The organism is Streptomyces sp. NBC_01268 (assembly GCF_036240795.1).
Classification (GTDB): Bacteria; Actinomycetota; Actinomycetes; order Streptomycetales; family Streptomycetaceae; genus Streptomyces.
Genome location: NZ_CP108454.1, coordinates 5,532,990 through 5,553,459, shown reverse-complemented (window position 1 = coordinate 5,553,459; position 20,470 = coordinate 5,532,990). Strand labels below are relative to the sequence as shown.

The following is a 20,470-nucleotide window of genomic DNA, read 5'->3' as shown; positions in this document are numbered from 1 at the left end:
TGCTGAAAGGAGCCGGTCATGTCCTCACCCATGTCCGCGAACCGTTTCCTCGACGCGCTGCGCGACGAGGGACTCGACGTCGTCGAGGTCGGCGACTGGCGCACCCACAACCGCAACCACAAGGGCCCCTGGGGCCCCGTGCACGGCGTGATGATCCACCACACCGTCACCCGGGGCACCAGCAACACCGTCCGCATCTGCCGGGACGGTTACCCGTCGCTGCCCGGACCGCTCTGCCACGGCGTGATCGCCAAGGACGGCAGCGTCCACCTGGTCGGCTACGGCAGGGCCAACCACGCCGGTCTCGGCGACGACGAGGTGCTGCGGGCGGTCATCGCCGAGAAGGGCCTGCCCCCGGACAACGAGGCCACCACCGACGGCAACCGGCACTTCTACGGCTTCGAGTGCGAGAACCTCGGCAACGGCGTGGACCCGTGGCCCAAGGTCCAGCTCGACGCCATCGCCAAGGCCGCGGCGGCCGTGTGCCGGGTGCACGGCTGGACCCAGCGCTCGGTGATCGGGCACCTGGAGTGGCAGCCCGGCAAGGTCGATCCGCGCGGCTTCACCATGGCGTCGATGCGCGAGCGGATCGCCGAACGCCTGCGCTGACCCGCCGCCCCGGACGGTCCGGGAGGCGGGAGAATGGCCGGGTGAACGTGCCCGACCTCGAACCCCTGCGGCCCCGGCTCCCGTCCCCCCTGGAGCCGGTCGAGGACGAGCGCTTCGCCCGGCACGGCCTGACGCTGCTGCTCAAGCGCGACGACCTGATCCACCCGGCCCTGCCCGGCAACAAGTGGCGCAAGCTGGCGCTCAACCTCCGGGCGGCCGGGGGGCGCCCGGTGCTCACCTTCGGCGGCGCGTACTCCAACCACCTGCGCGCGACGGCCGCCGCGGGCCGACTGCTCGGCTTCCGCACCGTCGGCGTCGTGCGCGGCGACGAGCTGGCCGGCCGGCCGTTGAACCCCTCGCTCGCGCGGTGCGCGGCCGACGGCATGCGCCTGCTGTTCGTGGACCGCGCCACGTACCGCGCCAAGCGCGAGCCCGCCGTCCTGGCCCGGCTCCTGGAGCAGGTCCCCGAGGACGTGTACGTGGTGCCCGAGGGCGGCAGCAACGCGCTCGCCGTCGAGGGCTGCGTGGAGCTCGGCCGCGAGCTGGCGGGCGCGGCCGACGTGGCCGCCGTCGCCTGCGGGACGGGGGGCACCCTGGCGGGGCTCGCGGCCGGCTTCCCGGGCCCGGTGCTGGGCGTCCCGGTCCTCAGGGGCGGCTTCCTGGGCGCCGAGGTCCACGCCCTCCAGGAGGCCGCGTTCGGCGGCCCGCGCGGGGACTGGCGGCTCGACGAGCGCTTCCACTGCGGCGGTTACGCCCGTACGACCCCGGAGCTCGACGCCTTCGCGGAGGCCTTCGGGGCGCGGCATGGACTCGCCATCGAGCGGCTGTATGTCGCCAAATTGCTGTACGGACTCGGGAAGCTCGCCGAGGAGGGCGCCTTCGCCCCCGGCACCCGGATCGCCGCCGTGGTCACCGGCTCCCCGGAGCCTCAGGCGGACTCCTCGCGGTAGGCCGCGGCCTCCTCCAGGTCGAGGCGGCGCAGCAGGGTGCGCATCATCTCGTCGTCGATACGGCGTGCGTCGCGCAGCTGTACGAACACCTCGCGTTCGGCGTCGATCATCTCGCGGGCCAGTCGCCGGTAGGTGTCGTCGGCGGTCTCGCCGGTGAGCTCGTTGACCGCGCCGAGCCGCTCCCAGACGGCGTTGCGGCGCCGTTCCAGGACGGTGCGGAGCCGGTCGGCGAGGGGCGGCGGGAGGGTGTTGGCCGGGTCGGTGAGGAGCGCGTCGAGCCGCTCCTCGGCAGCCTGCGAGGCCTCGCTCTGGGCCTGCGCCTCGGCCAGGGTCTCCTGGTAGCGGTCGCGGCCCGGCAGCTTCAGGACGCGGATGAGCGGCGGCAGGGTGAGGCCCTGGACGACGAGGGTGCCGATCACGGTGGTGAAGGTCAGGAAGAGCACCAGGTTGCGGGCCGGGAACTCGACGCCGTCGGCGACGACGGGGATGGAGAAGGCGATGGCGAGCGAGACGACCCCGCGCATGCCGGCCCAGCCGACGACCAGCGGTGCCCGCCAGTCCACCTCGGGCTCGCGCTCGCGGATCCGCGCGGACATCCAGCGGGGCAGGAACGTGGCCGGGTAGACCCAGACGAAGCGGACCACGACCACGGCCACGAAGACCCCGGCCGCGTACCAGGCCGCCTCCCCGATGCCGTACCGGCCGAGGCCCTGGACGACGTACGGCAGCTGGAGGCCGATCAGCGCGAAGACGGCGGACTCCAGGACGAAGGCGACCATCTTCCAGACCGCCTCCTCCTGGAGCCGGGTGGCGAAGTCGACCTTCCAGTTCTTGTGGCCGAGGAAGAGGCCGACCACGACGACGGCGAGCACTCCGGAGGCCCCGACCTCCTCGGCGGCGGCGTAGGCGACGAAGGGGATGAGCAGCGAGAGGGTGTTCTGCAGCAGGGCCTCGCGCAGGTGCGTGCGGAGCCAGTGGATGGGCACCATCAGGACCAGGCCGACGCCGATGCCGCCGACCGCCGCGAGCAGGAACTCGCCGAAGCCCCCGGCCCAGCTGATGCCCTCCCCCACGGCGGCGGCGAGCGCCACCTTGTACGCGGTGATGGCGGTGGCGTCGTTCACCAGGGACTCGCCCTGGAGGATGGTGGTGATCCGGTTCGGCAGGCCCAGCTTCCGCGCGATCGCGGTGGCGGCGACGGCGTCCGGCGGGGCGACGACCGCGCCGAGGACGAGCGCCGCGGTCAGCGGGAGGTCGGGCACGAGGACGTACGCGAGCCAGCCGACCGCGACCGTCGCGAAGAGCACGTAGCCGACGGAGAGCAGGGCGACCGGCCGGATGTTGGCCCGCAGGTCCAGGTACGAGGACTCGACGGCGGCCGTGTAGAGCAGCGGGGGCAGGATGAGGGGCAGCACGATGTGCGGGTCGAGGGTGTAGTCCGGCACCCCCGGCAGATAGGCACAGGCGAGTCCGACGGCGACGAGGAGCAGCGGCGCCGGTACCGGTGTGCGCCGGGCGAACCCCGCCACCGCGGCGCTCGCCGCGACCAGTGCCACCAGTTGCAGTGCGTCCATGCCGTCCGTCGCCCGTCCCGTCCGTGCTCTTGCGTCACTCCCGCCACGTCACGCCCGCCACAACGTAACCTGGCCATCATGAGCGAGTGCCCGCACGTTGCCGAAATGCCGCGCCCCGAACCGGCGCCGCTGCACGCCACCTGTCCGGAGTGCCTGGCCGACGGAACCCACCCCGTCCAGCTGCGGCTCTGTCTCAGCTGTGGGCACGTGGGCTGCTGCGACTCCTCGCTGGGCCGGCACGCGACGGCGCACTTCGCCTCGACCGGCCACCCGGTGATGCGCACCTTCGAGCCGAACGAGCGCTGGCGCTGGTGCTTCGTGGACGGTTCGATCGTCTGACGGCTGGGTACGTCACCCCTCCGCGGGTCTCCGCGGCCGCCGGGCGGGGGCCGGTCCTCAGGGCCCCCGGCGACACGGCGGGACGGATCGCGATAGCGTCTCGGCGGACTGCGCAACCCACTGCGTACCGCCTGGTTCGGGGGGTTCTTCCCCGGACCCCGAAAGAGCTTGTGCCACCTTGGAGGTGAGGGTGTCCCAGATCGCAGGCGAGCCCGGGACCCAGGACTTCGTGGAAGTCCGGCTGCCCGCTGCGGGTGCCTACCTGTCCGTGCTGCGTACGGCCACGGCCGGTCTCGCGGCGCGCTTGGACTTCACCCTCGACGAGATCGAGGACCTGCGCATCGCCGTCGACGAGGCGTGCGCGATCCTGCTCCAGCAGGCCGTGCCGGGGTCGGTGCTGAGCTGCGTCTTCCGTCTGGTGGACGACTCGCTCGACGTCACGGTCTCGGCCCCGACGACCGACGGCCGGGCCCCCGAGCGGGACACCTTCGCGTGGACGGTGCTGTCGGCACTGGCCGGCAAGGTGGAGTCGTCCGTGGCGGAGGACCGTACGGTCTCCATCAGCCTGTACAAACAGCGCGGCGCGGGGCCAGGCCCGGCGTGAGGCGCGGGGACGCGACGGCCGGCATCCCTGAGCAGCAGGCACGGCCGCATCCGGATGCCGAGGCCGGGTCGGTCTCGGTCGAGACTGAAGTCGAGGTCGCTACGGATCACGCGGAGCAGGCGGACCAGATGAGCGAGCAGGACCAGCACAACGAGGTTCCGGGACCCCCGGAGGCTGCCGCGGACCAGGAGACGCCTGAGCCGTCGGAGGCCGACGGGTCGCCGGAGGCCTCCGGGACGTCGGAGGCCGACGAGGCGAAGGAGGCCGACGAGGCGAAGGAGGCCGACGAGGCGAAGGAGGCCGACGAGGCTCCCGAACCCCCGGAGACCCCGCATCCGCACGACCGCAGCGGGGCGCGGGCGCTCTTCATCGAGCTGCGCGCCCTTCCGGAGGGCTCCGCGGAGAAGGCCGCGCTGCGCGACCGGCTGGTGCGGATGCACCTGCCGCTGGTGGAGCACCTGGCCCGTCGCTTCCGCAACCGCGGCGAGCCGCTGGACGACCTGACCCAGGTCGCCACGATCGGCCTCATCAAGTCGGTGGACCGGTTCGACCCGGACCGGGGCGTGGAGTTCTCCACGTACGCGACCCCGACGGTGGTCGGCGAGATCAAGCGCCACTTCCGGGACAAGGGCTGGGCGGTGCGGGTCCCCCGGCGCCTCCAGGAGCTGCGGCTCTCGCTGACGACGGCGACGGCGGAGCTCTCCCAGCAGCACGGCCGCTCTCCGACGGTGCACGAGCTCGCGGAGCGGCTCGGGATCTCGGAGGAGGAGGTCCTGGAGGGCCTGGAGTCGGCGAACGCCTACTCGACGCTCTCCCTGGACGTGCCGGACACGGACGACGAGTCGCCCGCGGTCGCGGACACCCTGGGCGCGGAGGACGAGGCGCTGGAGGGCGTCGAGTACCGGGAGTCGCTCAAGCCGCTCCTGGAGGACCTGCCGCCGCGCGAGAAGCGGATCCTGCTGCTGCGTTTCTTCGGGAACATGACCCAGTCGCAGATCGCGCAGGAGGTCGGCATCTCGCAGATGCACGTCTCCCGGCTGCTCGCGCGGACGCTGGCGCAGCTGCGGGAGAAGCTGCTGGTCGAGGAGTAGGCCCCGGGCCTACCGGGGCGAGTCCTGGCCGGGGCGCCGGATGCCGAGCGCCTCGGTCGTGGACGGGCTCACCAGCAGGACGAGCCCGGTCACGGCGAGCGCGGCGAGCGCGATGCCGGCCGGGATCATGACGCTGTTCGCCTGGAGCAGCTGCCAGGCGACCGGCAGGGCGAGGATCTGGGTGATGACCGCGGGGCCCCGGGCCCAGGAGCGGCGCAGCCACAGACCGCGGGCGGCGGCGAGCGGGATGAGGCCGAGGGCGACGAGGGTCGCCGCGCCCATGACGGCCGAGGTGAGGTCGTCGGGCCCGTCGGCCAGGACGGTCACCAGCATGGAGAGGCCGCCGGCCAGGAGGGCGAGGCCCTCGACGCCGGCCACGGCCGCGGCGGCGGCCAGGCGCCCGGCGCGCGGGCTCCGCTCCGTACCGCTCATGTCTGCACTCTCGGGGCTCTGGGCACTCTCGGCACTGCTCATGCAGGCAGGGTAGCCGGGGCCCGCGGCGAGGTGCGGGGCGCGGGCGGCTGGGCCGGGGTACCGCCGGGTAGGTACCCTGGCGACCATGCGCGCGCTTCTCGTGGTCAACCCGGCAGCAACCACCACCAGTGCCCGCACACGGGATGTGCTGATCCACGCGCTCGCCAGCGAGATGAAGCTGGAGGCGATCACGACCGAGTACCGCGGCCACGCCCGCGACCTGGGGCGCAGGGCCGCCGACTCGGACGACATCGACCTGGTGGTGGCGCTCGGCGGCGACGGCACGGTCAACGAGGTGGTCAACGGGCTGCTGCACGCGGGGCCCGATCCGGACCGGCTGCCGGGGCTCGCGGTGGTGCCGGGCGGCTCGACCAACGTGTTCGCGCGGGCACTCGGACTGCCCAACGACGCCGTGGAGGCGACCGGGGCGCTGCTCGACGCGCTGCGTGAGCGGCGGGCACGGACGGTGAGTCTGGGGCTCGCGTCCGGTACGCCGGGCACGGAGGACGAGGCGGTGCCCGAACGCTGGTTCACGTTCTGTGCCGGGTTCGGATTCGACGCGAGCGTGATCGGCCGGGTCGAACAGCAGCGGGAGCGCGGCAAGCGTTCGACCCACGCGCTCTATCTGCGTCAGGTGGTGCGCCAGTTCCTGGGCGAGCAGAACCGGCGGCACGGCACGATCACGCTGGACCGGCCGGGTGAGGATCCTGTGGAGGATCTGGTCCTCTCCATAATCTGCAACACCTCTCCCTGGACCTACCTGGGGAATCGTCCGGTGTACGCGTCGCCGGAGGCCTCCTTCGAGACGGCCCTCGACGTGCTCGGACTGAGCCGGCTCTCGGCCCCTTCGGTCGCCCGGTACGCGACCCAGCTGCTCACTTCCACCCCCGAGCGGGGGCCGCACGGGAAGCACGCGCTGACCCTGCACGACCTGACCGACTTCACCTTGCATTCGAAGGTGCCCCTGCCGCTCCAGATGGACGGAGACCACCTGGGGCTGCGTACGAGCGTGACGTTCACAGGCGTACGCCGTGCACTGCGTGTGATTGTGTGACCGGAAGGGTCGAAAGTCCTTCCACTCGAACGTTTAGGCTGCCATCCACCCCCTAGAAGTACGGCTGTGACGGAGCCGACACCGAGGAATCAAAAAAAACTTTCCAGAAGGGGTTGTATCCGTTGCCGAGGTTTGCGAGTCTCTTCTTGGCGATCGGGACGGCCCGCAAGACCGGCCTCCACTGAGAGCCAGAACCCCTCCTCAAAACCCAGGACCACACCAGTTCACCTGGCAGTCGGCCCTTCCCTTGCGGGGGGATTCGTGAAAGCGTTCACATTCACAAGCAACTTGCACGTAATAACCAAGAGAGGTAGCAGCCATGGACTGGCGTCACAACGCCGTTTGTCGTGAGGAAGACCCCGAGCTGTTCTTCCCCATCGGCAACACCGGTCCTGCGCTGCTGCAGATCGAGGAAGCCAAGGCCGTCTGCCGTCGCTGCCCCGTCATGGAGCAGTGCCTGCAGTGGGCGCTCGAGTCCGGCCAGGACTCCGGCGTCTGGGGTGGCCTCAGCGAGGACGAGCGCCGCGCGATGAAGCGTCGCGCCGCCCGCAACCGGGCGCGCAACGCCAGCGCCTGAGCCACCTGTGACAGCCTGAGGCAAGCGGCGCGTACGTCGTGTACGCAATCACCGCCCCCGAGCCGCAGCGCGCAGCAGTAACCCACAGCATTCGAGCCCCGGACCGATTCCCTTCGGTCCGGGGCTCGCTGCTGTGATCGGGCAGCCGGCGTGATCGGCAGCCGGTGTGATCCGCCTCTCAACTCCCGCCGGACGGGCGCTACTTCTGGGACTTCACGGGGATGTCGAGCACGACGCGGGTGCCGCCCTCGGCGCCCGGCTGCATGTCGAAGCCGCCGCCGAGCTCGCCCTCGACCAGCGTCCGCACGATCTGCAGTCCGAGGTTGCCGGCCCGCTGCGGGTCGAAGCCCTCGGGCAGACCGCGGCCGTCGTCCTTGACCGTGATCAGCAGACGGGCGTCGGCGCGGGGCTCGCCGCGGACGGCGGTGACCTCGACGGTGCCCTGCTCCCCCGGCGCGAAGGCGTGCTCCAGGGCGTTCTGCAGGATCTCGGTCAGGACCATGGCGAGCGGGGTGGCGACCTCGGCGTCCAGGATGCCGAAGCGGCCGTTGCGCCGGCAGGTCACCTTGCCCGGGGAGATCTCGGCGACCATCGCGATCACCCGGTCCGCGATCTCGTCGAACTCGACCCGCTCGTCCAGGTTCTGGGACAGCGTCTCGTGGACGATGGCGATCGAACCGACGCGCCGCACGGCCTCGTTGAGGGCCTCGCGCCCGCCCTCCGAGTCCATCCGGCGGGCCTGGAGCCGCAACAGGGCTGCCACCGTCTGGAGGTTGTTCTTCACCCGGTGGTGGATCTCCCGGATGGTGGCGTCCTTGGTGATCAACTCGCGCTCGCGTCGGCGCAGTTCGGTGACGTCCCGGAGCAGGACCAGCGAACCGATCCGGGTGCCCTTGGGCTTGAGCGGGATCGCGCGCAGCTGGATCGAGCCGCCGTTGCCCTCGACCTCGAACTCGCGCGGGGCGTAGCCGGAGGCCATCGTGGCCAGGGCCTCGTCGACCGGGCCGCGGGAGGGGGCGAGTTCGGCGGTGATCTGGCCGAGGTGCTGGCCGGTGAGGTCGGCGGCGAGGCCGAGCCGGTGGTACGCGGAGAGGGCGTTGGGCGAGGCGTACTGGACGACGCCGTCGGCGTCGAGCCGCATCAGTCCGTCGCCGGCCCGCGGCGAGGAGTCCATGTCGACCTGCTCGCCGGGGAAGGGGAAGCTGCCCGCGGCGATCATCTGGGCCAGGTCGGAGGCGGACTGGAGGTAGGTGAGCTCCAGCCGGGACGGGGTCCGGACGGTGAGCAGGTTGGTGTTGCGGGCGATGACGCCGAGGACGCGGCCCTCGCGGCGCACGGGGATGGACTCGACCCGGACCGGGACCTCCTCGCGCCACTCGGGGTCGCCCTCGCGCACGATCCGGCCCTCGTCCAGGGCGGCGTCCAGGAGCGGGCGTCGGCCGCGCGGGACCAGATGCCCGACCATGTCGTCCTGGTACGAGGTGGGGCCGGTGTTCGGCCGCATCTGGGCGACGGAGACGTACCGGGTGCCGTCGAGGGTCGGGACCCACAGGACGAGGTCGGCGAAGGAGAGGTCGGAGAGCAGCTGCCACTCCGACACCAGCATGTGGAGCCAGTCGAGGTCGGACTCGCTCAGAGCGGTGTGCTGGCGGACGAGGTCGTTCATGGAGGGCACGTGTGCGAGCGTACCCGCGGAATTACAGGGCGGTGAACCTGGATCTCCGGGCCTCCGTGTTGGAGGATGGGCCCGGAAGGACCCGGTTCCTATGGATGGACAGACGAGAATGGTCTAGTCCACAATGCTTTACAGGAGCCTCCACTCTCCCCGCACAGGAGGGTGGACGAGGTACCCGGCGCTCTCTGCCCTGACTGCGCCGAGACCTCCCATACGGCCGAGGGAACCGCACACCCCCGGCCGAGTAACTCCGGGCTGCGGTGCCGGACGGGTTGAGGGTCCCGTCAGGCGCCGCGGCCCGCGGGTGTTTCCGGGGCCTTGCGGAGGCCCTGCCGGCGCGGACCTCCGCCCCTCCCGGCTCAGGCTCCGGGCGCGGGCCACGCCAGCATCGCCGTCTCCGCCAGCGCCTCCAGCTCCTGACGGCCGGCGCCGTCGCGGGCCTGCTGGGACATGCCCTGGAGGACGGCGCCGCTGAAGCGGGCGAGGGCCGGGGCGTCGGTGTCCGCGGGCAGCTCGCCGCTCTCGACGTCCCGGCGGATCCGGGCCTCGAACGCCGAGATGTTCGCGTTGCGGCGCGCGCGCAGCGCCTCCTCGACCTCGGGCGTCGAGCAGTTGATCGCGGCCGAGATCATCAGGCAGCCCCGCGGGTGGGCCGGGTCCGTGTACTCCCCCGCCGCCTCCCTGAGCATGCGGCCGATCGCGCCGCGGGCGGTCGGCTCCTCCGCGAAGGCGCGCCCGCCGAAGGCCCCGTACGAGCGCGCGTACTCCTCCACGACCTCCTCGAAGAGGGTCTTCTTGTCGCCGAAGGCCGCGTAGAGGCTCGGCGCGCTGATGCCCATCGCCCGGGTGAGGTCGGAGACGGAGGTCGTCTCGTAGCCGTGTTCCCAGAAGGCCATGGTGGCCTGCTCCAACGCCGTCGGGCGGTCGAAGGAACGGGGCCGGCCGCGCTGTTTCGAGGTCATGGCCTTAATTCTATAGCGGACGCTACGGAAGGTGGTACGGTTCTTTTCGTAACGACCGCTACACATGTGAGGGGGCGCCGTCATGGGCGTGCTCAAGGGGAAGACGGCACTGGTCACGGGCGGCAGCCGGGGCATCGGGCGGGCTGTCGCGGAGCGCCTGGCCCGGGACGGGGCGAGGGTCGGCGTGCACTACGGCAGCAACGAGGGGGCAGCGAAGGAGACGGTCGCCACGATCCTGGCCGCGGGCGGCGACGCCTTCGCGATCGGGCAGGAGCTGGGCGTGCCGGGGGACGCGGAGGCGTTGTGGGCGGCCTTCGACGCCCACGCGGACGGCCTGGACATCCTGGTGAACAACGCGGGGATCGGCGCCTCGGCCCCCTTCTCCTCGATCGGCGAGGAGGAGTACGAGCGGATCTTCGCGGTCAACACGAAGGCGCCGTTCTTCCTGTCCCGGCTGGGCGTGGAGCGGCTGCGCGACGGCGGCCGGATCGTGAACGTGTCGACGGGGCTCTCGCACGCCGCGGTGATGCCGGAGCTCATCGCGTACGCGATGTCGAAGAGCGCGCTCGACACGTTCACCCGCTATCTGTCGAAGGTCCTCGGCCCGCGCGGGATCACGGTCAACGCGGTGGCGCCGGGCATCGTCGACACCGACATCAACGCGGGCTGGCTCCGGGGGAACGAGGAGGCCTGGGCGGGGGCGGCGGCGATGTCGGCCCTGGGGAAGGTCGGGGAGCCGGCCGACATAGCCGACGTGGTGGCCTTCCTGGCCTCCCACGACGGGCGCTGGGTGACGGGGCAGTGGATCGACGCGACGGGAGGCTCGCTGGCCTGAGACGCCGGGACAGGAGGGCTCCGAGTGGCTGGTGGGACAGGTGCGGCCGACGATGGACGGGATGGGCCGGAACGCATGGGCGGACGGGCTCGGCTCTGCTAGATTTGGGTTCGATTGGTCTATACCACCCGGCTCCTTTCCAGCCCCTCACCAGATCGGCAGGCACAGCGTGGAAGTTGTCATCGTCAAGGACGCCAAGGCGGGCGGCGAGCTCATCGCGGACGGCATCGCCGACCTCCTGCGCCGCAAGCCCGACGCGCTGCTCGGCGTGGCCACCGGATCGACCCCGCTGCCCATCTACGACGCCCTGACCGCCCAGGTCGCGGCCGGGTCCGTGGACGCCTCCCGGGCCCGCATCGCCCAGCTGGACGAGTACGTGGGGCTGCCCGCCGGACACCCCGAGTCCTACCGGTCCACGGTGCTGCGCCAGGTCGTCGAGCCGCTCGGGCTCTCCCAGGACGCCTTCATGGGCCCCGACGGCTCCGCCGAGGACGTCCTGGCGGCCTGCGAGGCCTACGACCGGGCGCTGAGCGAGGCCGGCGGCGTCGACCTCCAGATCCTCGGGATCGGCACCGACGGGCACATCGGTTTCAACGAGCCCTGCTCCTCGCTCGCCTCCCGCACCCGGATCAAGACGCTCACCGAGCAGACCCGGGTGGACAACGCGCGCTTCTTCGACAACGACATCGACCAGGTGCCGCACCACGTCATCACCCAGGGCATCGGCACCATCCTGGAGGCCCGCCACCTGGTGCTGCTCGCCACCGGCGAGGGCAAGGCCGAGGCCGTGGCGCAGACCGTCGAGGGCCCGGTCGCGGCGCTCGTGCCGGCCTCCGCGCTCCAGCTGCACCCGCACGCGACCGTGGTCGTGGACGAGGCCGCCGCCTCCAAGCTGAAGCTGGCCGACTACTTCCGCCACACCTTCGCGAACAAGCCGTCCTGGCAGGGCATCTAGTCCCCGCCGTACCCGCACGGGCGGGTACGCGAAGGGGCCCGGCACCTGATCCAGGTGCCGGGCCCCTTCCGCTTGCGCGGAGCGCGGGACTAGCGGCCGACGACGGCCTCCGCCGCGGCGCGGCCGCAGACACGGGCGGCGCCGTGCGTGGCGATGTGCAGGGCCCCTCGGGGCTCCGACTCGTTCAGGCCCATCTCGACCACCACGGTGTCCGGGCGGGCCGCGAGCAGGGCGTCCAGGGCCTTCGTCATCCACGGGTGCCGGTGGGCGTCGCGTACGACCGCGACCACGCGCCGGTCCCCGGCGGCGGCCAGGAGCTCGTCCAGGGAGGCGTCGGTGCCGTAGGAGCCGGTCGCGGTGCCCGGGAGGAGCCGCTCCAGCTCGGCGGCGATGCCCCAGGGGGTCTCGTCGCCGACCGCGAAGTTGGCGACGGGGGTGAAGGAGGCCACGTAGGGCGCGCTGCTGATCGGCTGGTACGGCCGCTCCCCCGGGGTCACCCGCAGGGCCCGGCGGGCCGCGACGAGGCCCACGTCGGTGCCGGGCGCGGTCCCCTCCTGCACTGCCGCGCCCGGCCCCGAAACAGCCCCCCTGGCCCGGTGCGCCTGAGTCCAGGCCGCCAGGGCGCGCACGCGCGCCGCGGCGTCGGCCAGACGCTCCTCGGGCAGTTCACCGGTCCGTACCGCGTTCACCAGCGCGTCGCGCAGGCGCAGTACGGTGTCCTCGTCGGCCAGCCCGCCGCCGACGCAGATGGCGTCGGCGCCCGCGGCGATCGCGAGGACGGATCCGCGCTCGATGCCGTACGTCGACGAGATGGCCTGCATCTCCATGCCGTCGGTGACGATCAGCCCGTCGAAGCCCAGCTCCCGGCGGAGCAGACCGGTGAGGATCTGCGGGCTCAGGGTGGCCGGACGGTTCGGGTCGAGCGCGGAGAGCAGGATATGCGCGCTCATGACGGCTTTGGTACCCGCGGCGATGGCGGCGCGGAAAGGTACCAGCTCACGGGCGTGCAGTGTGTCGAGGTCCACATCGATGCGGGGCAGCGCGTGGTGCGAGTCGACGTTGGTGTCGCCGTGTCCCGGGAAGTGCTTGGTGCAGGCGGCGACGCCCACGGCCTGGAGGCCGTCGACGTAGGCCACGGTGTGCCGGGCGACCAGCTCGGGGTCGGCGCCGAAGGAGCGCACCCCGATGACCGGGTTGTCGGCGTTGGAGTTCACGTCGGCGGACGGCGCCCAGTTGAGGTCGACCCCGCACTCGGCGAGCCGGCGGCCGAGCTCGCGGGCCACGGCCCGGGTGAGCTCGACGTCGTCGACGCTGCCCAGCGCGTAGTTGCCGGGGAACGAGGAGCCCTGCTTGACCTCCAGGCGGGTGACGTCGCCGCCTTCCTCGTCGATGGCGACCAGGACGTCGTCGCGCTCGGCGCGCAGCCGCGCGGTGAGCGCGGCGAGCTGCTCCGGGGTGTCGATGTTGCGGCCGAAGAGGCCGACCGAGGAGAGCCCCTCGCCGATGCGGCGGAGCAGCCAGTCGGGGGCGGTGGTACCGACGAAGCCCGGCTGGAGGACGGTGAGGGCGTCCCGGGTCAGGGTGTCCGAGGCGCTTTCGAGAATGGTCATGGTGCGGACGTCATCCCTTCACTGCGCCGGCCGTCAGGCCAGCGGCCATCTTGCGCTGGACGAGGAGGAAGAGGATCACGATGGGGACGGCCATCATGGTCGAGCCGGCCATCATCGGGGCGTACTCGGTGCCGTTCTTGGTGATGAAGTTGGAGAGCCAGACGGTGGCCGTCTGGTTCTGCTGGCTCATCAGCATCAGGGCGTAGAGGTACTCGTTCCAGGCCTGGATGAAGCCGTAGACCGAGGTGGCGACCATGCCGGGGGCGAGCAGCGGGAAGACGACCCGGAGGAACGCGCCGGTGGGCGTGCAGCCGTCGACCTGCGCGGCCTCCTCCAGCTCCTTGGGGATGTTGACGATGAACCCGCGCAGCGTCCACACCGTGAAGGGCAGGATGAAGGTCAGGTAGGTGATGATCAGGCCGGTGAGCTTGTCGTACTGCCCGAGGTCGTTGAGCATCAGGAAGACCGGGATGATCATCGCGACGAGCGGGACCATCTGGACCGCGAGGATGCCGACGATGACGATCTTGCGGCCGCGGAAGGCGAAGCGGGAGATGGCGAGGGCGGCGAGCAGGCCGACCGCGATGCCGATGACCACCACGACGGACGAGACGAGCAGGCTGCGGGTGACCGGTCCCCAGAAGTCCGCGATGTCCAGGGCACGCTTGAAGTTCTCAAGGGTGAAGGTGGACGGGAAGAAGTGCGGATCGGGGTCGATCGCGTCCTTGGCCGGCTTGAAGGCCGTGTTGAGCATCCAGTAGACCGGGAAGCCGGCCGTGACGAAGACGAGGAGACCGAGAAGGTTCCAGCCCAGCTTCGACTTGCGCCGGCGGCGCGGGGCCGCGGAGACCTTGGCGGTGCTCACGCCGCCCTGTGCGTTCGCTGCGCTCACTCCACATCTCCGATCTTGAGCATCTGGCGCATGTAGACCGCCACGACGCCCAGCAGCAGCAGGACCGTGACGAGCGCGATCGCGGAGCCGGTGCCGTAGTCGTTGACGACGAACGCCTTGTCGAACGAGTACGTGGTGAGCAGCTGGAACTCGGCCTCGGGGTGGCCGTTGCGCATCACGTAGACCTGCGGGAAGACACCCATGTCCCAGATCACCGACAGCGTCGTCAGCATGACGAGGATCGGCTTCATGATCGGCAGGGTGACGTAGCGGAAGACCTTCCAGGCGCCGGCGCCGTCCAGGCGGGCGGCCTCTTCGAGCTCCTTGGGCACCTGCGTGAGGCCGGCGCTCAGGGTGATGACGACGAAGGGCACGGCGCCCCAGACCACCAGGAGCATGATCACGGCGAGGCCCTGCGGGCCGCTGGCGAACCAGTTGTGGCCGATCATGTCCACGCCGGGGATGCGGCTGAGCAGCCAGTTGAGGACGCCGTAGTCGGCGTCGAAGAGCCACTTGAAGATGGCGGTGGCGACGATGATCGGCATGCCCCAGCTCGCCACGAGGACGATGTTGATGAGCACCTTGACCCAGCTGGAGACGCGCTGCAGGAGCAGGGCGATGGCCATGCCGAGGACCATCGTGACGACCACGGCGCCGGCCGCGAAGAGCACGGTGCGCAGGACGACGGTCCAGAACTCGGGGTCGCCGAGGATGTTGGTGAAGTTCGACAGGCCCGCCGACTCGGCCTCCTGGAAGCCCCACAGCTGCGGCTGCCCGAACTTCTGGAACGAGAGGGTGACCAGGCGGATCAGCGGATAGCCGAGCACCAGGAGGAGCACGAGCAGACATGGCGCGAGGAGCAGCCATGGGATCCCGGCCCCGCTCTTGGACTTCCCGCGCGGGGCGGGCGTACCGGCTTGGGAGCCGGATGATGGCGATTGCCGCACCGGCGGCACCTTCGCGGTGGTTGTGTCTGCGGCACTCATCCCGTGCTCCTCAGCGATCCCTCTCGTGGTACGGGCGGCAGGGCCCCGCCGTGGTGGCGGGGCCCTGCCCATAGGTCACTTGGTGTTGATGACCTTGTCGATCGCGGCGTCGGCGTCCTTGGCCGCCTGCTCGACCGACTTCTTGCCGTTGGCGATCTCGATGAGCATCGTCTTGAGGGTCTGCGCCTTCTCGACCTGGCCCCAGCCGGGAGCGGTCGGCACGAACCAGCTGGACTCGGCGGCGGTCGCCGGGACGGCGGTGGCCGGGTCGTTCTTCAGCGGGGCGAGGTCCGCCTTGTTGTTGGGCAGGTTGCCCTTGGCGATGAGGCCCTTCTGGCCCTCGGCGCCGGTGAAGGCGGCGATCCACTCGCCGGCCACGCCCTGGGCCTTGGACTTGACCGGGATGGCCAGGTCCGAGCCGCCGAGGAAGACCGGGAGGTTCTTGCCGGACGGGCCCGGCATGACGAAGTTCTCCAGCTTGTCCTTCAGCCCGCCGACCTTGTCGGACTTCGGGTCGGCGGCGGTGGCGCCCTCCCAGCCGGCGGCGAAGATCGTCGCGGACTTGCCCTGGCCGAAGACGACGGGACGGTCGGACTCGTCCTTCGTCTTGTCGCCGTGCATGTACTTGTCGACGATGTTCTTGTACTCGGTGAGGCCCTTGACGGACTCGGCCGAGGAGAGGTTCGACTTCCAGGTCTCGCCGTCCTGCTTGGCGATGGAGCCGCCGGCCTCGTAGACGAAGGACATCGCGGCGTACCAGTCCGGCGACGGCTGGTACCAGGCGCTGAACTTGTCGCCCTTCTTCTTCTGGATGGCGTCGAGCGCCGCGGTCAGCTCGGCCCAGGTCTTCGGGGCGGCCTTGACGCCCGCCTCGGCGGCGATGTCCTTGCGCCAGGTGCCCACGCGGCCACCGGCGTAGTAGGGGACACCGTAGGTCTTGCCGTTGTAGGTGACCGAGTCCTTGAGGGCGTCCAGCCACTTGTCGGAGTTCTCGAACTTCGACGGGTCGACCTCGGCGAAGGCGCCCTTGGCCATGTAGCTGATCATCTCGGAGTTGCCCATCTCGACAACGTCCGGGGCCTTGTCCGTGGCGAGCACCGCGTCCAGCTTGGTGTTCTTGTCCGGCCAGCCGTAGTACTCGTGCTTGATCTTGATGCCCGGGTGCTTCTTGGTCACCGCGTCGTCGGCGGCCTTGACCAGCTCGGGCCAGTTGTTCTGGGCGTCGACCGTCAGCCAGACGGTGAGCTCCTTGGCGTCGCCGCCGGCCTTCGCCCCGCCCTTGTCGTCCGAGCCACCACACGCGGCAATGCTGACCATCATGCCCGCGACGCCGATCGCCGCGATGAGCTTGCGCTTCACGCCACCCTCCTCAGGGATGCTGCAACCCCTGCCCACCGCGCGAAGACATACAGACATACGTCGAGTAATGCTCGTGGGGCTGGGACCTGGTCTTTAATGGTGTAGACCAGTACCCGGAGCTTGGCCTAGACCTTTAGGGGTGTCAAGGGTGTATAAGAAGGGCAGTCGGGTCCGTTATCGGACCGACACCTGAGGGAGGGCGACGACCCGTGACCGGTCCGTGCCACCATGTGAGCCGCGACAGACGGAGGAGCCGGTGACGGCAGCAGCACAGGAGTCGGGAAGGCAGGCCATGGCCACGGACGCGGGCAGCACGGAGACAGAGGGCGGCGCCGCCACCCGCACCGCGCGCGTGCCCAAGTACTACCGACTGAAGCGGCACTTGCTCGACATGACGGACACCCTGCCGCCCGGCACCCCGGTCCCGCCCGAGCGCACCCTCGCCGCCGAGTTCGACACCTCGCGCACCACCGTGCGCCAGGCACTGCAGGAACTGGTGGTCGAGGGCCGCCTGGAGCGGATCCAGGGCAAGGGCACCTTCGTGGCCAAGCCCAAGGTCTCCCAGGCGCTCCAGCTCACCTCGTACACCGAGGACATGCGCGCGCAGGGCCTGGAGCCCACCTCGCAGCTCCTCGACATCGGGTACGTCACGGCCGACGACACCCTCGCCGGGCTGCTCGACATCACCGCCGGCGGCCGGGTGCTGCGGATCGAGCGCCTGCGCCTGGCGAGCGGCGAGCCGATGGCCATCGAGACCACCCACCTGTCCGCGAAGCGCTTCCCGGCGCTGCGGCGTTCGCTGGTGAAGTACACCTCGCTCTACACGGCCCTCGCCGAGGTGTACGACGTGCACCTGGCCGAGGCCGAGGAGACCATCGAGACCTCGCTGGCCACCCCGCGCGAGGCCGGCCTGCTCGGTACGGACGTGGGCCTGCCGATGCTGATGCTCTCCCGGCACTCCCTCGACGCGCAGGGCGAACCGGTCGAATGGGTGCGTTCGGTCTACCGCGGCGACCGCTACAAGTTCGTCGCCCGACTGCAGCGTCCCAACGGCTGACCCGGCACGGCCGATCCGTTATACGGACAGGGGTTCCTAACAGCGAGACCGTCCCCTAGATTTCCCCGTCTTACGAGGTGATCAGTGAGGGGACGGTTTCACCATGTCAGAAGCGACACAAGGGAAACAACCGGTCATCACGCCATCGAGGGTGGTGATCGCGCTCTGCCTGCTCGCGCCGTTCGTGGCGATGCTCTGGGTGAGCTCGTACGCGAAGGTGGACCCCACCTTCATCGGCATCCCGTTCTTCTACTGGTACCAGATGCTCTGGGTGGTCGTCTCCACCGGACTGACGATGCTCGCGTACCAGCTCTGGAAGCGCGACCAGCGCGCCCGCAAGGGAGGTGACGCGCGATGAAGGACGGCGTGAACGGCGTCGCGCTCGGCGTCTTCGTCTTCTTCTTCCTGGCCGTCACGGTCATGGGCTTCCTGGCCGCCAAGTGGCGCAAGGCCGAGAACGAGAACAGCCTCGACGAATGGGGCCTGGGCGGCCGTTCGTTCGGCACCTGGGTCACCTGGTTCCTGCTCGGCGGCGACCTCTACACCGCGTACACCTTCGTCGCCGTCCCGGCGGCCATCTACGCGGCGGGCGCGGCCGGCTTCTTCGCCGTGCCGTACACGATCCTGGTCTACCCGCTGATCTTCACCTTCCTGCCCCGCCTGTGGTCGGTGTCCCACAAGCACGGTTACGTCACCACCTCCGACTTCGTCCGCGGCCGCTTCGGCTCCAAGGGCCTGTCGCTGGCGGTCGCCGTCACCGGCATCCTCGCCACCATGCCGTACATCGCCCTCCAGCTCGTCGGCATCCAGGCCGTCCTGGACGTGATGGGCGTCGGCGGCGGCGAGGGCACCAACTGGTTCGTCAAGGACCTGCCGCTGCTCATCGCCTTCGGCGTCCTCGCGGCGTACACGTACTCCTCCGGTCTGCGCGCCCCGGCGCTCATCGCCTTCGTCAAGGACACCCTGATCTACATCGTCATCGCGGTGGCGATCATCTACATCCCGATCAAGCTGGGCGGCTTCGACGAGATCTTCGCCAAGGCGGGCGAGGCCTACCAGACGGTCAACCCGGCCACCGGCAAGCCCAAGGGCGCGCTCGTGCCCGGCGAGGCCGGCCAGTGGACGTACGCGACGCTGGCCCTCGGCTCGGCGCTGGCGCTCTTCATGTACCCGCACTCGATCACCGCGACGCTCTCCTCCAGGAGCCGCGAGGTGATCCGCCGCAACACCACGATCCTGCCGCTGTACTCGCTGATGCTGGGCCTGCTCGCGCTGCTCGGCTTCATGGCGATCGCCGCCGGCGTGAAGGTCACCAACGGGCAGCTCGCCATCCCGCAGCTCTTCGAGGACATGTTCCCCTCGTGGTTCGCGGGCGTGGCCTTCGCCGCCATCGGCATCGGCGCCCTGGTCCCGGCCGCGATCATGTCGATCGCGGCGGCCAACCTGTTCACGAGGAACATCTACAAGGACTTCCTCAAGCCGAACGCGACGCCCGAGCAGGAGACCAAGGTCTCCAAGCTGGTCTCGCTGCTGGTGAAGGTCGGCGCGCTGGTCTTCGTCCTCACCATGGACAAGACCGTCGCCATCAACTTCCAGCTGCTCGGCGGCATCTGGATCCTGCAGACCTTCCCCGCCCTCGTCGGCGGCCTGTTCACCCGCTGGTTCCACCGCTGGGCGCTGCTCGCCGGCTGGGCCGTCGGCATGGTCTACGGCACCGCCGCCGCGTACGGCGTGGCCAGCCCCACCCAGAAGCACTTCGGCGGCTCCTCGGCCGAGATCCCCGGCATCGGCGAGATCGGCTACATCGGCCTCACCGCCTTCGTGCTCAACCTGGTCGTCACCGTGGTCCTCACCTTCGTCCTGAAGGCGCTCAAGGCGCCCGACGGCGTCGACGAGACCTCGCCCGAGGACTACACGGCGGACGCCGGCGACGCGGGTGTCGCCACCGAGCTGCCGAAGGTCGGGACCGCCGGGCACTGAGCCCCGCGGGCCGTCGGCTCCACCGTCTCCGCCCGCCTCCGGTCATCCGGGGCGGGCGGAGCCGCGCCGGGGGGCAGACTGCCGTGCATGGACTTCACGATCAGGGCGGTACGGCCCGAGGAGTACGCGGCCCTCGGCGAGATCACCGCGCGGGCCTATCTCGACGACGGGTTCCTCAGCTTCGGCGAGGACGACGCGTACCTGCACCTGCTGCGGGACGTTGCCAGGCGCGACGCCGAGGCCGAGGTGCTCGTGGCCGTCGACACCACGGACGCGGCCGGCACGGTCCTCGGCGGGGTGACCTTCACCGCCGGCGGCGCCGAGTGGGCCGACATCGCCCGGGAGGGCGAGGCCGAGTTCCGCATGCTGGCGGTCGCGCACGCGGCGCGCGGCCGGGGCGTCGGGGAGGCCCTCGTGCGGGCCTGTGTGGACCGGGCGCGGGCCGTCGAGGGGTGCGCGCGGATCGTGCTCTCCACCCAGCGGACGATGACCACCGCCCACCGTGTCTATGAGCGACTGGGCTTCGTACGCTCCCCCGAGCGGGACTGGAATCCCGTCCAGGGGCTGGACTTCACGCTCTTCACCTACGTTCTGGAGCTCTGAGCTCCACTCCGACCGACACAACATGTGGGGGGTGCCGCGAGCGGCGCCCCCCACATGTATGCTCGTCCTCGCTGTCGCCGCAGGGGAATCCGGTGGAAATCCGGAACTGTCCCGCAACGGTGTGTTTTGCGCGCTTTCGCGCCCAGGGTGAGTCCGAAGACCTGCCGACAGCGCGCCCGGTCCGTCCGTTCCGGGTGCCACAGACGTCCGGGCCTCGCGGAGTGGGCCGGTGGACGCGGCGCCGCCGTGCGTACGGCCGCCCGTTCCCGCCTCCCGTCCTGGCT

The 20,470-nt window shown here is 70.8% G+C and carries 21 protein-coding genes and 1 riboswitch; of the genes, 13 read left to right on the top strand and 8 right to left on the bottom strand.

What is annotated here, in order from left to right; all coding sequences use genetic code 11:
* Positions 1 to 18: 18 nt before the first annotated feature.
* The gene (locus tag OG309_RS25135; protein WP_329423943.1) at positions 19 to 609 is read left to right on the top strand and encodes an N-acetylmuramoyl-L-alanine amidase; all 591 of its coding nucleotides are present in this window, start codon (positions 19 to 21) and stop codon (positions 607 to 609) included.
* Positions 610 to 650: 41 nt separating this feature from the next.
* Entirely contained in the window at positions 651 to 1,559 is a 909-nt protein-coding gene (locus OG309_RS25130; RefSeq protein ID WP_329423941.1) for a 1-aminocyclopropane-1-carboxylate deaminase/D-cysteine desulfhydrase, read from the top strand.
* On the opposite strand, the gene OG309_RS25125 is transcribed toward OG309_RS25130, so the two are convergent.
* Positions 1,538 to 3,133 carry a Na+/H+ antiporter gene (locus OG309_RS25125; protein ID WP_329423940.1) on the bottom strand — a complete coding sequence of 532 codons (1,596 nt, stop codon included), beginning with the start codon at positions 3,131 to 3,133 and terminating at the stop codon, positions 1,538 to 1,540. The genes OG309_RS25130 and OG309_RS25125 overlap by 22 nt on opposite strands.
* A 78-nt stretch (positions 3,134 to 3,211) precedes the next feature.
* Between OG309_RS25125 and OG309_RS25120 the strand changes: the two genes are divergently transcribed.
* From OG309_RS25120 to OG309_RS25110, 3 genes are all read left to right on the top strand, one after another.
* Positions 3,212 to 3,472 carry a UBP-type zinc finger domain-containing protein gene (locus tag OG309_RS25120; protein ID WP_329423938.1) on the top strand — a complete coding sequence of 87 codons (261 nt, stop codon included), beginning with the start codon at positions 3,212 to 3,214 and terminating at the stop codon, positions 3,470 to 3,472.
* A gap of 190 nt (positions 3,473 to 3,662) precedes the next feature.
* A complete protein-coding gene (locus tag OG309_RS25115) occupies positions 3,663 to 4,076 on the top strand; it encodes an anti-sigma regulatory factor (protein WP_015036094.1) in 414 nt (137 codons plus the stop codon).
* Complete coding sequence (locus OG309_RS25110) at positions 4,073 to 5,167, top strand: SigB/SigF/SigG family RNA polymerase sigma factor (RefSeq protein ID WP_329423937.1); 1,095 nt, start codon at positions 4,073 to 4,075, stop codon at positions 5,165 to 5,167. Before OG309_RS25115 ends, OG309_RS25110 begins: the two co-directional genes overlap by 4 nt.
* A gap of 9 nt (positions 5,168 to 5,176) precedes the next feature.
* On the opposite strand, the gene OG309_RS25105 is transcribed toward OG309_RS25110, so the two are convergent.
* The gene (locus OG309_RS25105) at positions 5,177 to 5,641 is read right to left on the bottom strand and encodes a hypothetical protein (protein WP_329423936.1); all 465 of its coding nucleotides are present in this window, start codon (positions 5,639 to 5,641) and stop codon (positions 5,177 to 5,179) included.
* 85 nt (positions 5,642 to 5,726) lie between these two features.
* On the opposite strand from OG309_RS25105, the gene OG309_RS25100 reads away from it, so the two are divergent.
* Entirely contained in the window at positions 5,727 to 6,695 is a 969-nt protein-coding gene (locus OG309_RS25100; protein ID WP_329423935.1) for a diacylglycerol/lipid kinase family protein, read from the top strand.
* A gap of 319 nt (positions 6,696 to 7,014) precedes the next feature.
* Positions 7,015 to 7,272, top strand: coding sequence for a WhiB family transcriptional regulator (locus OG309_RS25095; RefSeq protein ID WP_003953983.1), 258 nt, complete (start codon positions 7,015 to 7,017; stop codon positions 7,270 to 7,272).
* Between the two features lie 199 nt (positions 7,273 to 7,471).
* On the opposite strand, the gene OG309_RS25090 is transcribed toward OG309_RS25095, so the two are convergent.
* Positions 7,472 to 8,938, bottom strand: a complete 1,467-nt coding sequence (locus tag OG309_RS25090; protein ID WP_329428534.1) for a sensor histidine kinase — start codon at positions 8,936 to 8,938, stop codon at positions 7,472 to 7,474.
* A gap of 368 nt (positions 8,939 to 9,306) precedes the next feature.
* Entirely contained in the window at positions 9,307 to 9,909 is a 603-nt protein-coding gene (locus OG309_RS25085; RefSeq protein WP_329423933.1) for a TetR/AcrR family transcriptional regulator, read from the bottom strand.
* Between the two features lie 82 nt (positions 9,910 to 9,991).
* On the opposite strand from OG309_RS25085, the gene OG309_RS25080 reads away from it, so the two are divergent.
* Complete coding sequence (locus tag OG309_RS25080; RefSeq protein ID WP_329423931.1) at positions 9,992 to 10,744, top strand: SDR family oxidoreductase; 753 nt, start codon at positions 9,992 to 9,994, stop codon at positions 10,742 to 10,744.
* 169 nt (positions 10,745 to 10,913) lie between these two features.
* Entirely contained in the window at positions 10,914 to 11,699 is a 786-nt protein-coding gene (gene nagB, locus OG309_RS25075) for a glucosamine-6-phosphate deaminase (RefSeq protein WP_329423929.1), read from the top strand.
* Between the two features lie 89 nt (positions 11,700 to 11,788).
* Here the strand turns inward: nagB and OG309_RS25070 are convergent, their stop codons facing one another.
* The 4 genes from OG309_RS25070 to OG309_RS25055 all read right to left on the bottom strand — a co-directional run bounded on the left by OG309_RS25070 (position 11,789) and on the right by OG309_RS25055 (position 16,546).
* Positions 11,789 to 13,309, bottom strand: a complete 1,521-nt coding sequence (locus tag OG309_RS25070; RefSeq protein ID WP_329423928.1) for a glycoside hydrolase family 3 protein — start codon at positions 13,307 to 13,309, stop codon at positions 11,789 to 11,791.
* Between the two features lie 10 nt (positions 13,310 to 13,319).
* Positions 13,320 to 14,174 (bottom strand): carbohydrate ABC transporter permease, encoded by an 855-nt coding sequence (locus OG309_RS25065; RefSeq protein WP_329428533.1) that lies wholly within the window; start codon positions 14,172 to 14,174, stop codon positions 13,320 to 13,322.
* 23 nt (positions 14,175 to 14,197) lie between these two features.
* Positions 14,198 to 15,187, bottom strand: a complete 990-nt coding sequence (locus OG309_RS25060; RefSeq protein WP_329423926.1) for a carbohydrate ABC transporter permease — start codon at positions 15,185 to 15,187, stop codon at positions 14,198 to 14,200.
* A 75-nt stretch (positions 15,188 to 15,262) separates the two neighbouring features.
* Positions 15,263 to 16,546, bottom strand: coding sequence for an extracellular solute-binding protein (locus tag OG309_RS25055; protein ID WP_329423924.1), 1,284 nt, complete (start codon positions 16,544 to 16,546; stop codon positions 15,263 to 15,265).
* Between the two features lie 292 nt (positions 16,547 to 16,838).
* Between OG309_RS25055 and OG309_RS25050 the strand changes: the two genes are divergently transcribed.
* The 4 genes from OG309_RS25050 to OG309_RS25035 all read left to right on the top strand — a co-directional run bounded on the left by OG309_RS25050 (position 16,839) and on the right by OG309_RS25035 (position 20,186).
* On the top strand, positions 16,839 to 17,603 hold the full coding sequence (locus OG309_RS25050; protein WP_329428531.1) for a GntR family transcriptional regulator: 765 nt from the start codon (positions 16,839 to 16,841) through the stop codon (positions 17,601 to 17,603).
* Positions 17,604 to 17,706: 103 nt separating this feature from the next.
* Positions 17,707 to 17,961: a DUF3311 domain-containing protein gene (locus tag OG309_RS25045; RefSeq protein WP_132913612.1), complete on the top strand. Its 255-nt coding sequence runs from the start codon at positions 17,707 to 17,709 to the stop codon at positions 17,959 to 17,961.
* A complete protein-coding gene (mctP, locus tag OG309_RS25040) occupies positions 17,958 to 19,583 on the top strand; it encodes a monocarboxylate uptake permease MctP (protein WP_329423922.1) in 1,626 nt (541 codons plus the stop codon). Before OG309_RS25045 ends, mctP begins: the two co-directional genes overlap by 4 nt.
* Positions 19,584 to 19,670: 87 nt before the next feature.
* A complete protein-coding gene (locus OG309_RS25035; RefSeq protein ID WP_329423921.1) occupies positions 19,671 to 20,186 on the top strand; it encodes a GNAT family N-acetyltransferase in 516 nt (171 codons plus the stop codon).
* A 58-nt stretch (positions 20,187 to 20,244) separates the two neighbouring features.
* Positions 20,245 to 20,369: riboswitch (cobalamin riboswitch) on the top strand.
* Positions 20,370 to 20,470: the final 101 nt, after the last annotated feature.